The organism is Ancylobacter sp. GW821-FHT10E12 (genome assembly GCF_058809335.1).
Map to the genome: position 1 here is coordinate 264,791 of NZ_JBXASN010000002.1, position 13,913 is coordinate 278,703.

The 13,913-nt window shown below is 68.5% G+C and carries 17 protein-coding genes, 2 tRNA genes and 1 pseudogene; 17 read left to right on the forward strand and 3 right to left on the reverse strand.

What is annotated here, in order from left to right:
• Window positions 1–149 precede the first annotated feature (149 nt).
• The 3 genes from recG to mobA all read left to right on the forward strand — a co-directional run bounded on the left by recG (window position 150) and on the right by mobA (window position 3,394).
• Entirely contained in the window at window positions 150–2,249 is a 2,100-nt protein-coding gene (gene recG / locus AC1RU4_RS03600) for an ATP-dependent DNA helicase RecG (protein ID WP_492889635.1), read from the forward strand.
• Between the two features lie 144 nt (window positions 2,250–2,393).
• The gene (locus AC1RU4_RS03605; RefSeq protein ID WP_492889636.1) at window positions 2,394–2,786 is read left to right on the forward strand and encodes a YbaN family protein; all 393 of its coding nucleotides are present in this window, start codon (window positions 2,394–2,396) and stop codon (window positions 2,784–2,786) included.
• Window positions 2,783–3,394 carry a molybdenum cofactor guanylyltransferase MobA gene (gene mobA, locus AC1RU4_RS03610; protein WP_492889637.1) on the forward strand — a complete coding sequence of 204 codons (612 nt, stop codon included), beginning with the start codon at window positions 2,783–2,785 and terminating at the stop codon, window positions 3,392–3,394. The genes AC1RU4_RS03605 and mobA overlap by 4 nt, the downstream gene beginning before the upstream one ends.
• Before the next feature lie 174 nt (window positions 3,395–3,568).
• Here the strand turns inward: mobA and mobB are convergent, their stop codons facing one another.
• Window positions 3,569–4,090, reverse strand: a complete 522-nt coding sequence (gene mobB / locus AC1RU4_RS03615) for a molybdopterin-guanine dinucleotide biosynthesis protein B (RefSeq protein ID WP_492889776.1) — start codon at window positions 4,088–4,090, stop codon at window positions 3,569–3,571.
• A 79-nt stretch (window positions 4,091–4,169) separates the two neighbouring features.
• Between mobB and AC1RU4_RS03620 the strand changes: the two genes are divergently transcribed.
• The gene (locus AC1RU4_RS03620; protein WP_492889638.1) at window positions 4,170–4,415 is read left to right on the forward strand and encodes a sulfurtransferase TusA family protein; all 246 of its coding nucleotides are present in this window, start codon (window positions 4,170–4,172) and stop codon (window positions 4,413–4,415) included.
• A gap of 22 nt (window positions 4,416–4,437) precedes the next feature.
• On the opposite strand, the gene AC1RU4_RS03625 is transcribed toward AC1RU4_RS03620, so the two are convergent.
• Entirely contained in the window at window positions 4,438–4,731 is a 294-nt protein-coding gene (locus tag AC1RU4_RS03625; protein WP_492889639.1) for a DUF2218 domain-containing protein, read from the reverse strand.
• Window positions 4,732–4,954: 223 nt separating this feature from the next.
• Here AC1RU4_RS03625 and AC1RU4_RS03630 point away from each other — a divergent pair, with 223 nt between their 5' ends.
• Window positions 4,955–5,221 (forward strand): hypothetical protein, encoded by a 267-nt coding sequence (locus AC1RU4_RS03630; RefSeq protein ID WP_492889640.1) that lies wholly within the window; start codon window positions 4,955–4,957, stop codon window positions 5,219–5,221.
• 86 nt (window positions 5,222–5,307) lie between these two features.
• Here the strand turns inward: AC1RU4_RS03630 and AC1RU4_RS03635 are convergent.
• A tRNA-Thr gene (locus AC1RU4_RS03635) sits at window positions 5,308–5,382 on the reverse strand.
• Window positions 5,383–5,599: 217 nt separating this feature from the next.
• Here AC1RU4_RS03635 and AC1RU4_RS03640 point away from each other — a divergent pair.
• From AC1RU4_RS03640 to AC1RU4_RS03695, 12 genes and pseudogenes are all read left to right on the forward strand, one after another.
• Window positions 5,600–5,773, forward strand: coding sequence for a hypothetical protein (locus AC1RU4_RS03640; RefSeq protein ID WP_492889641.1), 174 nt, complete (start codon window positions 5,600–5,602; stop codon window positions 5,771–5,773).
• A 171-nt stretch (window positions 5,774–5,944) separates the two neighbouring features.
• Window positions 5,945–7,234, forward strand: coding sequence for a UDP-N-acetylglucosamine 1-carboxyvinyltransferase (gene murA, locus AC1RU4_RS03645; RefSeq protein WP_492889642.1), 1,290 nt, complete (start codon window positions 5,945–5,947; stop codon window positions 7,232–7,234).
• A 327-nt stretch (window positions 7,235–7,561) separates the two neighbouring features.
• On the forward strand, window positions 7,562–8,050 hold the full coding sequence (locus AC1RU4_RS03650; RefSeq protein WP_492889643.1) for a DUF2948 family protein: 489 nt from the start codon (window positions 7,562–7,564) through the stop codon (window positions 8,048–8,050).
• Between the two features lie 298 nt (window positions 8,051–8,348).
• A complete protein-coding gene (gene hisD / locus AC1RU4_RS03655) occupies window positions 8,349–9,641 on the forward strand; it encodes a histidinol dehydrogenase (protein ID WP_492889644.1) in 1,293 nt (430 codons plus the stop codon).
• Between the two features lie 10 nt (window positions 9,642–9,651).
• Window positions 9,652–10,149 (forward strand): UPF0262 family protein, encoded by a 498-nt coding sequence (locus tag AC1RU4_RS03660; protein WP_492889645.1) that lies wholly within the window; start codon window positions 9,652–9,654, stop codon window positions 10,147–10,149.
• A 91-nt stretch (window positions 10,150–10,240) separates the two neighbouring features.
• A complete protein-coding gene (locus AC1RU4_RS03665; protein ID WP_492889777.1) occupies window positions 10,241–10,645 on the forward strand; it encodes an arsenate-mycothiol transferase ArsC in 405 nt (134 codons plus the stop codon).
• Between the two features lie 107 nt (window positions 10,646–10,752).
• Complete coding sequence (locus AC1RU4_RS03670) at window positions 10,753–11,376, forward strand: Maf-like protein (protein ID WP_492889646.1); 624 nt, start codon at window positions 10,753–10,755, stop codon at window positions 11,374–11,376.
• Window positions 11,373–11,588 (forward strand): DNA gyrase inhibitor YacG, encoded by a 216-nt coding sequence (yacG, locus tag AC1RU4_RS03675; protein ID WP_492889647.1) that lies wholly within the window; start codon window positions 11,373–11,375, stop codon window positions 11,586–11,588. The genes AC1RU4_RS03670 and yacG overlap by 4 nt, the downstream gene beginning before the upstream one ends.
• Before the next feature lie 363 nt (window positions 11,589–11,951).
• A tRNA-Phe gene (locus AC1RU4_RS03680) sits at window positions 11,952–12,027 on the forward strand.
• Window positions 12,028–12,252: 225 nt separating this feature from the next.
• Window positions 12,253–12,477: pseudogene (locus AC1RU4_RS03685) on the forward strand (Arm DNA-binding domain-containing protein); the annotation flags it as partial.
• Between the two features lie 18 nt (window positions 12,478–12,495).
• Window positions 12,496–13,416: a tyrosine-type recombinase/integrase gene (locus tag AC1RU4_RS03690; protein ID WP_492889778.1), complete on the forward strand. Its 921-nt coding sequence runs from the start codon at window positions 12,496–12,498 to the stop codon at window positions 13,414–13,416.
• A gap of 1 nt (window position 13,417) precedes the next feature.
• On the forward strand, window positions 13,418–13,879 hold the full coding sequence (locus AC1RU4_RS03695) for a hypothetical protein (RefSeq protein WP_492889648.1): 462 nt from the start codon (window positions 13,418–13,420) through the stop codon (window positions 13,877–13,879).
• The last annotated feature ends 34 nt before the right edge of the window (window positions 13,880–13,913 follow it).

A 13,913-nucleotide genomic window follows, 5' to 3' on the forward strand; every position in this document is an offset into this window, starting at 1 on the left:
GAAGGTCGAGAGCCGGACCAGCCCGGAAGAGCGCGGCGCTCCCTCTCCCCGTCGGGGAGAGGGCTGGGGTGAGGGGTCTTTCCCGAGCTCGCAAGAAGCCCGCCCCACCCGCGTTGCGCGCCGCCCGCGCTTCGTCCAAATTCCCGCCAATGCGTCCCGACTCCCTGAACGCCTATTTCGCCGCGATCACCGATCTGCCGGGGATCGGCCCCAAGCTTGCCCGGCCGTTCAACCGGCTGCTCGGGCGGCCGGAGGGCGCGCGCATCCTCGACCTGCTGCTGCACCTGCCCTCCTCCACGCTCGACCGCCGCGCCCGCCCGAAAATCGCCGGGCTGGTGCCGGGCGATCTCGCCACCGTGCGGGTGCATGTCGACCGCCACCAGCCGACGCCCCCCGGCTCGCGCGCGCCCTATCGCGTCTACACGCATGACGAGACCGGCGACATGGTGCTGGTGTTCTTCGCCGCCGATCGCGGGCGGATGGAGCACATGCTCCCCGTCGGCGAGGACCGCTGGGTGTCCGGCACCGTCAATTTCTACGACGGCATCCCGCAGATCGTGCACCCGGACCGCGTCGTCGACGATGCCGGCCTCGCCCGCCTGCCGCCGGTCGAGCCGGTCTACCCGTTGGTGGAAGGGCTCGGGCAGGGCCATGTCCGCCGCGCCATCGCCGCCGGGCTCGCCCGCACCGGCGCGCTGCCGGAATGGAACGCCAACCCCGCCCTGGAAGGCCTGCCCGGCGCGCCGGATTTCCACACCGCCCTCACCCGCGTCCACCAGCCAATGGACCCCGCCGACGCCACCCCTGCCGGCATGCCGTGGCGCCGCCTCGCCTATGACGAACTGTTCGCCGGGCAGATTGCGCTCGCTCTGGTGCGCGCCCGCACCATCCGCAAGACCGGCCGGCCGGTGGTCGGCACCGGCAAGCTGTCCGCGAGCCTTCTCAAGGCGCTGCCCTTCTCGCTCACCTCCTCGCAAGAGGCCGCGCTCAAGGCCATCCGCGCCGATCTCGGCTCGCAGAACCGCATGCTGCGGCTGCTTCAGGGCGATGTCGGCTCCGGCAAGACCGTAGTCGCCCTGCTCGCCGCCGCCACCGTCATCGAGGCCGGCCACCAGGCGGCAATCATGGCGCCGACGGAAATCCTCGCCCGCCAGCACCTCAAGACCGTCGCCCCGCTCGCCGAGGCCGCCGGCATCCGCGTCGCCCTGCTCACCGGCCGCGAGAAGGGCCGCGCCCGCGAGGATATCCGCAAGGCGCTGGCCGCCGGCGAGGTCGACCTCGTCATCGGCACCCATGCACTGTTCCAGGAGGGCGTCGACTTCCGCGACCTCGCCCTCGCCGTGGTCGACGAGCAGCATCGCTTCGGCGTCCACCAGCGCCTGGCGCTGGCCGCCAAGGGCGAGGCGGTCGACGTGCTGGTGATGACGGCGACGCCGATCCCGCGCACGCTGGTGCTCACCTATTTCGGCGACATGGATTCCAGCGAGCTTCGCGAAAAACCCAAGGGCCGCAAGCCGATCGACACCCGCATGGTGGCGATGGACCGGCTCGACGAGGTGATCGCGCGGCTCGGCCACGCGCTCGACGAGGGCCGGCGCGTCTACTGGATCTGCCCGCTGGTCGAGGAAGCCGAGACCTCCGACCTCGCCGCCGCGCAGGAGCGCTTCGAGGACCTGCGCCGCTGGTTCGGCGACAAGGTCGGCCTCGTGCACGGCAAGATGAAGGGCGCGGAGAAGGACGCCGCCATGGCCGCCTTCGCCCGCGGCGACACCCGCCTGCTGGTCGCCACCACCGTGGTCGAGGTCGGCGTCGACGTGCCGGAGGCGAGCATCATCGTCATCGAGCATGCCGAGCGCTTCGGCCTCGCCCAGCTGCACCAGCTGCGCGGCCGGGTCGGGCGCGGCGACGTCGCCTCCATCTGCCTGCTGGTCTACCGCCGCCCGCTCGGCGAGATTGCCCGCGCCCGGCTGGAGGCGCTGCGCGAATCCGACGACGGCTTCTTCCTCGCCGAGAAGGACCTCGAACTGCGCGGCGAGGGTGACCTGCTCGGCACCCGCCAGAGCGGCCTGCCCGGCTTCCGCCTCGCCCGGCTCGACGTGCATGGCGACCTTTTGGAGCGCGCCCGCGCCGAGGCCCGCGCGCTGGTTGCCGCCGATCCCGATCTCGTCGGCGAACGCGGGCAGGCATTGCGGCTCATGCTGCATATTTTCGAGCGCGACGTGGCGGTGAAGCTGCTGGAAGCCGGATAAGCCGCTATGCTGCAGCCGCACAAACGCGAGCATGGGCCGATCGTGCCGGGACGATCGCCGATCTCGGTCGGGACGAAATCAGCGCGTCGATCGGCGGGAGGGCGGCCGGCCGGCGGGCCAGGCCAGGATTCCCTATCCGCCATCATGAGCGAGAAACCCCGCCTTCCCTCAGCCACCGCGCCGCTGCGCTGGGCGATGTTCGCCCTCGCCTGGCTCTGCGTCGGGCTCGGCGTGGTCGGGCTGGTGGCGCCGCTGCTGCCGGGCACGCCGTTCCTCATCCTCGCCGCCTGGCTGTTCACCCGCTCCTCGCCGCGCTTCGAGGCGTGGCTGCTCGGCCATCCGAAACTCGGCCCGACGGTGGTCGCCTGGCGCGCGCGCGGCGTGGTGCCGCGCTGGGCGCAGTTCGTCGCCACCGGCTCGATGGCGGCGAGCTTCACCTTTCTCAGCTTCACCGCCATTCCCGGCGCGGTGCTGATCGGCATCGGCGCGACGATGCTCGCGGTCGCCGCCTATCTGCTCACGAGGCCTGCGGCGTGAGCGAGGATGGCGGCATCCTCGGCATCATCCTCGCCGGCGGCCTCTCGCATCGCATGGGCGGCGGCGACAAGACCCTGCGCGAGATCGGCGGCATGCGCCTTCTCGACCGGGTGATCGCGCGCCTCTCCCCGCAGGTGAATGCGCTGGTCCTCAACGCCAACGGCCCGGCCGAGCGCTTCGCCGTCGACCTGCCCGTCATCGCGGATCCGCTGCCGGGCACGCCCGGCCCGCTTGCCGGCCTGCTCGCCGGTTTCGAGCATGCCGCCCGCCATGTGCCGGAAGCCCGCTACCTGCTCAGCGTCTCCTCCGACTGCCCGCTGCTGCCGCACGACCTCGCCGAGAGGCTGCGCGACGGGCTGGGCGAGGCGCCCGCCGCCATCGCCTCCTCCGGCGGCCGCGATCATCCGGTGATCGGCCTGTGGGACATCCGCCTCGGCCCGGCGCTGCGCGCGCTGCTGGTCGAGCAGGGCGAGCGGCGGGTGCGCGCCTTCACGCGGGCCATCGGCGCCGTGACGGTGGATTGGCCGACCACGCCCTGCGACCCGTTCCTCAACATCAACACGCCGGAGGATCTGGCAGCGGCCGAAGCCCTGATCGCCGGGAACTGAGGCCTGGCGACGAACTCCTGCCCCCACCCCCCGGAACGCCGTCATCCTGAGGTGCCCGCCGATAGGCGGGCCTCGAAGGATGTTCGTCTGGGCGTGCCCGGAGGCCCATCCTTCGAGGCTCGCTACGCTCGCACCTCAGGATGACGGCGCCCGGAGCGGAGAGGCATTCACAGGTCATCCCGTCCGCCAGTCGACCTCCGATATCGCCGCCGCATGCGTCTCGACGAAATCGGCGATCGCCCCGGTATCGTCCAGCATCAGCACCGGCAGCGGCGCCTCCGGCAGCGGCGCGTCGGAGGCGATGGCGGCGATGAACGGGTCGTCCGGGTAGAGGAACGGCTTGCCGACCTCGGCGCGGTGGATCTCGATCTTCGGATGCCGGTCGCGCTTGAAGCCCTCGACCAGCACCAGGTCGACCGGCGCCAGATGGGCGATGAGCTCCGGCAGTTCCGGCTCCGGCGCGCCGCGCAATTCGTGCATCAGCGCCCAGCGCACCGCGGAGGCCACCAGCACCTCGCTCGCTCCCACCAGGCGATGGGTGTGCGAATCCTTGCCCGGCGTGTCGACGTCGAATGCGTGATGGGCGTGCTTGATGGTGGAGACGGCGAGCCCGCGCTCCACCAGCACCGGGATGAGCCGGGCCAGCAGCGTCGTCTTTCCCGCCCCGCTCCAGCCGGAGAAACCCATCACGCGCATCGACATTCCCCCATCCGCCGGCCCTGGAGCTTGCCGGTCTGGCCCGGCCGCCGTAATCGATGGCACGGGAGTGACCTAGATGCCGCCTGACGCCGCGCCGGACAAGCCCCGGCTTCTCGATCTCAAGGGCCTGAAATGTCCGCTGCCGGCGCTGCATACCCGCCGGGCGCTGCAACGCGCCGCCCCCGGCGAGCGCATCGAGGTCCTCTGCACCGATCCGATGGCGGTGATCGACATTCCCCATCTGGTCGGCCAGCTCGGCGACGTGCTGGAGGCGAGCGAGCGCCGCGGCGCCGAGCTCGCCTTCCGCATCCGCAAGGCCTGAGGCAGCGATCCGGGCGCGAGGATCACGCCTCGTCGCGCCAGTCGAAGGGCAGCGGCGCCTCACGGAAGGCGAAGCGATCGAGATGCCGGGCGACGACGCCCTTCATCCGCTCCAGCGTCTCCGCATCGACCGCCGCCAGCCGCACGTCCAGCCCGAGCTCGTCGGCCTCGAGGGTCGCGACCGTGTCTTCCGGCAGCGCGATGCGCCCGCTCTCGGCGGTGAACGCGACCTCGAACTTGTGCGCCCAATGCTTGCAGAGCTGCTGGAGATAGCGGCTGGCATGGGCGGTCGGCACACGGGCAAAACTGGCGGACATGGCATCGAGCTCGCAAGGAAAGGAAGAAACTCCATGTAACAGATTGATTTCGCTCATTCCAGATGCCGCAAGGCCGACCGGCATGGCGCGCCGGAACCCTCAGTAGCGTCGAGGGGCTGCTCGGGCGAAGCTTCCGACCCGTCCTGCATGGCTGCGCTCCCGCAGTCGCGCATCGTGAACGGCTTGTATAAGCTCTGCCCGACGGCAATGTTGGATGGCTGACATGAGCGGCGTCGACGATACATCGGAGACACGCTGGCCGGTGGTCCGGCTGTTCCTGATACTGGCCCTGCCGGCTTTCGCGCTCTGCTACGTCCTGGCGGCGGTGCAGGGAGCGGGCTGGCAGCTGTCGGCGTTTCTCGGCGCCATCGGGCTGGCGGGATGCCTCGTATCGGCCGCCGCCTATCACCTGCTCGGCCCAGCTTCGAAGCAGTTGCTCTATTGGGCTGCCGGCCTTCTCGCCGTCATCGGCTTCTTCATCGGCCGGTAGGTGGCGCGCACGAGAGCGGGCGATTTCCGCCGCGTGAGGCCGACAATATCCGAGGCGGATGCCAGAAATTTCCCTAGAGGGGAAAATGGTGCTGCCAGAGAGGATTGAACTCTCGACCTCTCCCTTACCAAGGGAGTGCTCTACCACTGAGCTACGGCAGCCCGGCGGGGAGGGTCGCTCCCCGAAGCGGGGCGACGTTTGCCACAGCCGACGCCGCCGCGCAAGCACCGTGTGCGCTCATGCACATGCCCTTGCACATGCCCGTGCCTGCCCTTGCACATGCCGTCGCACGGCACCGGCTTCCCCCGGCGCGGCGAAGCGCCTAATAAAAACCGCCCGTCGCGCGATCGCGACGCCCTCCCCGCCGGAGCCCCGCCCATGCGCCGGAAAGACGACCACGATGCCGAGGAGCGCGCCCGCCGGCTCGCCGCGGCGCTGCGGGAAAACCTCAAGCGGCGCAAGGCGCAAGCCCGCGGACGCGACGCGGCGGGCGTGCCCGAGGCGCCCTCGCCCTCCGCCGGCGCCGACCCGGCGAAAGACGTCGAGGACTGAAGCCCGCCCGCGCGGTGAATTGTCTCGCCGCCCCGCACGCGCTAGGACTGCCGGTCACCGTAGGGCAGTGCCGCGCCGCGAATCGCGCCCGCCCCCCTGTATGTATGATGGCCTTAAGCCGCCGGGAGAGCGCCGTCCGGTCTCTTCCCAGGTCAAGGAGCACAGACGCCCATGGACCGCATCCGCATTGTCGGCGGCAATCCGCTCAACGGATCGATTCCGATCTCCGGCGCCAAGAACGCCGCGCTGCCGCTGATGATCGCCGGCCTGCTCACCGACGAGAAGCTGATCCTGGAGAACGTGCCGCGCCTCGCCGACGTGGCGCAGCTCCAGCGCATCCTCGGCAATCACGGCATCGACATCACCGTCAACGGCAAGCGGCGCGGCGACGATGCCTATGCCGGCCAGACGCTGGAGATCGACGCACGGCTGATCGTCGACACCACCGCCCCCTATGAGTTGGTCTCCAAGATGCGGGCAAGCTTCTGGGTCATCGGGCCGCTGCTCGCCCGCATGGGCCAGGCCAAGGTGTCGCTGCCGGGCGGCTGCGCCATCGGCACCCGGCCGGTCGACTTCCATCTCGACGCGCTGCGCGCGCTCGGCGCCGAGATCGAGATCGACGCCGGCTATGTGCTCGCCCGCGCGCCGAAGGGGCTGAAGGGGGCCCGCATCCCGTTCCCGAAAGTGTCGGTCGGCGCCACCCATACCGCGATCATGGCCGCCAGCCTCGCCGATGGCGAGACCCTCCTCGAGAACGCCGCCCGCGAGCCGGAGATCGTCGACCTCGCCGATTGCATCAACGCCATGGGCGGGCGCATCGAGGGCCAGGGCACCTCGACCGTGCGCATCGTCGGGGTGCCGCGGCTCAACGGCGCCCGCCACGCCGTGCTGCCGGACCGCATCGAGGCCGGCACCTACGCGATGGCGGTGGCGATGACCGGCGGCGACGTCATGCTCGCCGGCGCCCGCGCCGACCTGCTCGAATCGGCGCTCGACACGCTGCGCCAGGCCGGTGCCGAGATCACCGTGTCGAACGAGGGGCTCAGGGTGAAGCGCAACGGCGCCGGCATCTCGCCCGTCGAGGTGTCGACCGCGCCCTTCCCCGGCTTCCCCACCGACCTGCAGGCGCAGCTGATGGCGCTCACCACCCGCGCGAGCGGCACGTCGCGCATCACCGAGACCATTTTCGAGAACCGCTTCATGCACGTGCAGGAGCTGGCCCGGCTCGGGGCGCGCATCCATCTCGACGGCGACAGCGCCACCATCGAGGGCGTCGAGCGGCTGACCGGCGCGCCGGTGATGGCGACCGACCTGCGCGCCTCGGTGTCGCTCGTCATCGGCGCGCTGGCGGCCGAAGGCGAGAGCATGATCCACCGCGTCTACCATCTCGACCGCGGCTTCGAGCGGCTGGAGGAGAAGCTCTCCGCCTGCGGCGCGCAGATCGAGCGTCTGGCGGGCTGACGCGCGCCTTGGCGAGGGCAGGTCCGCGAGGCAAGGGCAAGTCCGCGAGGCGAAGGCATGCGTGCTTCGAGACGCGGGCTTCGCCCGCTCCTCAGCATGACGAAGGTCGATCGATCGTCATCTGGCCTCCCTGTCGTCCCGGCCCCACGTCATCCTGAGGTGCCCGGCACAGCCGGGCTTTGGGGGACGCACAATGCCGGTGCACGCGGGATCCGAACCGTCTCTCGGGCGCCCAATGCAGGCGTCGGCACTTGAAGCGGGCCGCCGGCGGCGCCATGTGTGCGCCGTCGGGATATGTGCGCCGTCGGATATGCGGAGAATGGTGAAATGGGCAACGGTCTCAAACTGATCGCGCTCGACGATGAGGACCTCGCCGTCATTTCCGTGCATCTTCAGGATGCGGTGGTGACGGTCGGCGACATGGCCTTCCAGCCGACCGATCAGCGTTTCGTCATGCTCGCCAATCGATTCGATTGGGAGGGCGCGATCCAGAAGGAACTGCAGGCGGAAGCCGCCGGCGGTGGCGAGAGCGTGCTCACGGCCGGGGCGCCGGCGGGCTGCGTGCGGCGCCGGTCCGGCATCCGCTTCGAGCATGTGCTCGGCGCGCGGGTGCGCGGCATCGACCTCAAGCGCAAGCGCGACGTGCTCAACCTGCTGCTGGTGACCTTCGAGGCGACCGATGCGCCGTCCGGCATCATCACCTTCCTGTTCTCCGGCGGCGGGCAGCTGCAGCTCACCGTGGATTGCCTGGAGGCCGGCGTCGAGGACCTCGGCCCCGCCTGGGACGCCAAGGGCACCCCCTGCCACGATGCGTGAGGGGGCTCGAAGGAACGGGTTGGCGTGCGATGCCAGGCCAGCAGGCAGGCCGGCCGTCCTTCCTGCTGCACGACGCCTGATTTCTCGACATATCGGCGCAATGGCCTGGGAATGGCCTCGCTCCTGAAAATGCATGAGATGTCCTCGGCGGATGCAAGGCGGTACGCTTTGTGACGAGGGTGTAGCCTACCCCTTGTCACGACGCCGGTCGGTTGCGATACGGAGGGCGCTGATAGTCGCCGTGCCGCGCGGTTCCGGGCTGCCGCCTTCCCGGATCGCCACTTCGCAGGACCCGCTGATGCCGCTCCATCTCGACACGCGCTCGCCCGATTTCGCCGAGCGGTTCCAGGCCTTTCTCGGCACCAAGCGCGAGGTCTCGCAGGACGTGACCGACGCGGTGGCGAAGATCGTCGCCGATGTGCGCGCCCGCGGCGATGCGGCGCTGGTCGAGCTGTCGCGGCGCTTCGACCGCATCGACCTCGGCGCCATGGGGATCCGCGTCACCGAGGCGGAGATCGACCAGGCGGTGGCCGCCTCCGATCCGGCTACCCTCGATGCCCTGCGCCTCGCGCATGAGCGCATCCGCTCGCATCATGCCCGCCAGCTTCCCGAGAGCTCCCGCTATGTCGACCCGATCGGCGTCGAGCTCGGCCATCGCTGGACGGCGGTGGACGCGGTCGGGCTCTATGTGCCGGGCGGCACCGCCGCCTACCCGTCCTCGGTGCTGATGAACGCGGTGCCGGCCAAGGTCGCCGGCGTCGGCCGCCTCGCCATGGTGGTGCCGTCGCCGGACGGGGTGCTCAATCCGCTGGTGCTCGCCTGCGCCCGCCTCGCCGGGGTCGACGAGGTGTACCGCGTCGGCGGCGCGCAGGCGGTGGCGGCGCTCGCCTATGGGACGCAGACCATCGCCCCGGTGGCGAAGATCGTCGGGCCGGGCAATGCCTATGTCGCCGCCGCCAAGCGGCAGGTGTTCGGCACGGTCGGCATCGACATGATCGCCGGCCCCTCCGAGGTGCTGGTGATCGCCGACGGCGAGCAGAACCCCGACTGGATCGCCGCCGACCTGCTCGCCCAGGCGGAACATGATACCGCCGCGCAATCGATCCTGATGACCGACTCGCCCGCGCTGGCCGCGGCGGTGGAGGCGGCGGTCGAGCGTCAGCTCGCCACCCTGCCCCGTCGCGACATCGCCGGCGCCAGCTGGGCCGATTTCGGGCTCATCATACACCTCACTGCACTCACCGACGCCCCGGACCTGGCCAACCGGATCGCCCCCGAGCACCTCGAAATCCTCTGCGCCGATGCCGAGGGCCTGGCGGCGCAAATCCGCCATGCCGGGGCGATCTTCCTCGGCGCCCACACGCCGGAGGCGATCGGCGACTATGTCGGCGGCTCCAACCACGTGCTGCCCACCGCCCGCTCCGCCCGCTTCTCCTCCGGGCTCGGCGTGCTCGACTTCATGAAGCGCACCTCGATCCTGAAATGCGGACCCGAGCAGCTGCGCGCCATCGGCCCCGCCGCCATCGCCATCGGCGAGGCGGAAGGGCTCGGCGCCCATGCCCGCTCGGTGGCTATCCGCCTAAACCTTTGATGGATCAGGCATGTCCGATGGCGACGACCCTCATGCCGAGACGCGCCGCCTGGTGGCGGTGACGCTGGATTCCGCCTCGATCGGCCGCTCGACCCGCGATATCGAGCATGAGCGCGCCATCGCCATCTACGATTTGATCGAGGAAAACAGCTTCGCGCCGCGGGGCGATCCACATCCGGGTCCCTACTGGCTTACCGTGTCGCTAGCCGACAACCGGCTGGTGCTCGACATCGCGCGGCAGGACGGCGCGCCGGTGGTGTCCCACCACCTCTCCCTCAGCCCGCTGCGGCGGGTGGTGAAGGACTATTTCCTTGTCTGCGAAAGCTATTACGACGCCATCCGCAAGGCGAGCCCCTCGCAGATCGAGGCGATCGACATGGGTCGGCGGGGCCTCCACAATGAGGGATCCGAATTGCTGCGCGAGCGGCTGAAGGACAAAATCGCCTGCGATTTCAAGACCGCACGGCGCCTGTTCACCCTCGTCTGCGCCTTGCACTGGAAGGGCTGAGCGGGTGGTGGAGACAGCGCCCGCGCCCTTCTCCCCGAATCCCGGCGGCCCTGCGCCGGGCCGGAAGGCGCGCCCGCAGGCCGTGCTGTTCATGTGCGGGCAGAATTGCGTGCGCTCGCCCATGGCGGCGGCGCTGGCCCGCCACCTGTTCGGCCGCTCCATCTATGTCGGCTCCGCCGGGGTGATGAAGGGCGATCCCGACCCGTTCGTCGTTGCCGCCATCGACGAAATCGGCCTCGACATCAGCCGCCACCGACCGCAGACGCTGGAAGAACTTGAGGAAAATGAAGGGCTTGCCTTCGATCTCGTCATCACCCTCTCGCCCGACGCCCACCATCGGGCGCTGGAATTGACCCGCAGCAACGCGCTCGATGTCGAATATTGGCCGACACCGGATCCGACCCTCGTCACCGGCAATCGCGAGCAGCGCATGGATGCCTATCGCAATGTCCGCGACGAACTGGAGATGCGCATCCGCGCGCGTTTCCGGCCGTGAAATGGTCGCGCGAATGGCGCGAGGGACCGTTCACAGCGGCATCGCTTTCCAGTAGCGTGCCGGCCGTTCGTGCCGCCGGATGTTCCGGCGGAACAAGGAGTTCGTGCGTGAGCCTCCGCCCTACCCTGGTCCTGGCCTCCGGTTCGCCGCGCCGCCTGGCGCTGCTGGCCCAGGCCGGCATCGAGCCCGATGCGCTGCTGCCCGCCGACATCGACGAGACTCCCGAGCGCGCCGAGCTGCCTCGTCGTCTCGCCGTGCGCCTCGCCCACGAGAAGCTGGTCGCGGCCGATGCCAAGCGCCGGGCCGCCTCCGAATATGAGGGCGCCTACCTGCTCTCCGCCGATACGGTGGTGGGCGTCGGGCGGCGCATCCTGCCCAAGCCGGAGCTCGGCGAGGAAGCGGAGGACTGCCTGCGCCTGCTCTCCGGCCGCGCCCATCGCGTCTATACCGGCGTGGCGCTGATGACCCCCAAGGGTGGCATCCGCAGCCGGCTGGTGGAGACCCGGGTGCGCTTCAAGCGCCTGTCGACCGAGGAGATCGCCGCCTATGTCGCCTCGCGCGAATGGTACGGCAAGGCAGGCGGTTACGCCATTCAGGGTCTCGCCGGCACCTTCGTGGTCAAGCTGGTCGGCTCCTACACCAATGTCGTTGGCCTGCCGCTCACAGAGACGGTGGCGCTGCTGGCCGGCGAGCGTTTTCCGGTGCATGGAAGCTGGGGGAACCCGACGTGACCGAGAAGCCGGCCGACACGCCGAAGGAGAAGCCCTGCCCCATCTGCGGCAAGCCGCCGACCGAACGCTATCGGCCGTTCTGCTCAAGCCGCTGCGCGGATGTCGACCTGCACCGCTGGCTGTCCGGCACCTACGCGATTCCCGGCGCCGGCGAGGACGACGAGGATGGTGACGAGGTGCCGCTCGTACCGCGCCCGCCCAGGGACGGCTAGATCGGGGTTCAAGGTTCCCAATACTGGTGACGCGGGGCCGCTTTCCGGAGGCAGCCATGGCGCTCTGGACCGTCTGTTTTTCGGATATCCCGAAGGAGACACGGAACGGCGTCATGCAAATGGCAGCTTCCGTATTGACATCGCGGGGCTAGGATCGAGCCGTTCGGCTCGGGGATCGGAACCGGCACGCAGGGCTCCTGCCTTTCCGGGCACGCAACGAAAAGTATTGTAGCGACTTGAGTTTAACGGGCCTGACCGACCATCTGGGGATAGCGTCATTTTTCCGTCGCGCCCCATGGACATGCCACGACGGAGACTCTATAACCCGCCCGCTCCGCACGGTTTGATGCCGTTGCCGGCTACGCCCAGGTAGCTCAGTTGGTAGAGCATGCGACTGAAAATCGCAGTGTCGGCGGTTCGACTCCGTCCCTGGGCACCATTTTTCCTCTATCAGGCTGGATCAGATCACCTCACAGAGGATCATATCCAACTGATTTTACTAGCATATTTCGCTCTCACTTATATCTCATCCTATCATTTCAGCTCATCCTCGATCAGTGCATCTCGCTGATTTGTTGGCCTTGATGTTGGCTCCGGTTTGCGCTTTGTTGGCCTCGAAGCCAACAAGACGAGACGAGCCATGGCGTTGTGAGACACGGCGTGCCGGGCGGCCAAGGCTGCAGATCGCGAGTACAAGCTCTCCGACGGCGGCGGCCTCTATCTCCTTGTGAAACCCAACGGAACGCGGCTCTGGAATCAGGCCTACCGTTTCGCCGGGAAGCAAAAGAAGCTCTCCCACGGCACTTACCCGACCATCTCGCTGGCCGACGCCAGACGGCTCCGGGACGAGGCCAAGAAGCTGTTGGCCTCGGATGTCGATCCTGGGGCCAACAAACGAGCCAACAGATTGGCGGCGGCGATATCGGCAGGAGACACGTTCGACAGCCTCGCAACCGAATATCTCGCTCGAATCGAGGATGACGGAGCGGCTCCGGCGACCGTTGCAAAGAACCGCTGGATGCTGGTCGACCTTGCCGGTCCTTCGCTCGGGAAGCGACCGATCGCGGACATCACGCCGGCAGAGATCCTCGCGTTTCTCCAGCAGATCGAGCGCAGTGGCAGGCGTGAGACTGCTCGGCGATTGCGCAGCGTGATCGGCACCGTCTTCCGCCTGGCTGTGGCAACCTTGCGCGCCAAGGACGACCCTACGCTGCCTCTGCGCGGCGCGCTGAAGGCTCCCAAGGTGCAGCACAGGGCCGCGATTACGGATGAGAAACGTCTCGGGGCGCTTCTTATGTCGATCGATGAGTACGATGGTTGGCCGACGCTCCGCTGCGCGCTCCAGTTCACTGCACTGACATTCGCGCGGCCGGGTGAGGTGCGCGGTGCGATGTGGGACGAGTTCGATGTCGAGGGAGCGGTGTGGCGCATTGACGGCAAGCGCACCAAGGTGCGCCGGCAGCATGACGTACCCCTCTCCCGCCAAACCCTCGACGTGCTGCGGGATGTGAAAGAGGTCGCGCGAGCCAGCAAGCTCGTGTTTCCATCCATCCGCTCGAACGTGCGGCCGCTGTCGGAAAATGCCATGAACTCGGCGCTTAGGCGCCTCGGGTTCACTCAGGACGAAATGACGGCTCACGGCTTTCGCGCAGCAGCCAGCTCAATCCTCAACGAGAAAGGCTTTCGGCCCGACGTGATCGAAGCCGCGTTGGGGCACCAGGAGAAGAACGAAATCCGGCGAGCTTACAACCGCGCGTCCTATTGGCCCGAGCGGATCGAGCTCATGCAGTCATGGGCGGATCACCTCGATACATTGAAGGCTTCTTAAAATGGCCAAGCGGGTGAAACCCACCGACAGTCCCGGATCGTTCGCGGATCTGTTTACGGATCCGGCAGCCGAATTATCCCGGGATGGCGCCATTCTTGCCGGTCTGGCAGCTTTGACGAACGTCGATGCCGAAGCTCTCGTGAAAGACTATAACCGAAACGGCCCGCTATCGGTCGCGGTGGGCCGTCTGTTGGGTTTGGAACCGACGCAGAGCGGGCCCAAGCAGGGACGCCCGCCAATCGAGCTTCAACGCATTGCGGCAGTTTACGGCGTTGTAGATCGACTGATGCATGACGGCCTGAGCGAGATCGAGGCGAGAAGGAGGGCACCGAAGCTTCTATTCAAGCTCGGCGTGAACAACGGTCTCAAACCTCCAAAGCCTTTAAGCGATCGGAGCATGCGCCGGTTGCTCAACCGTTACCCGGAGGTCTGGTTCGAACGGCCGGAGATGGGCGGACAATAATTCCAATGGCTTTTAATGTCCGAAGATGTGGATT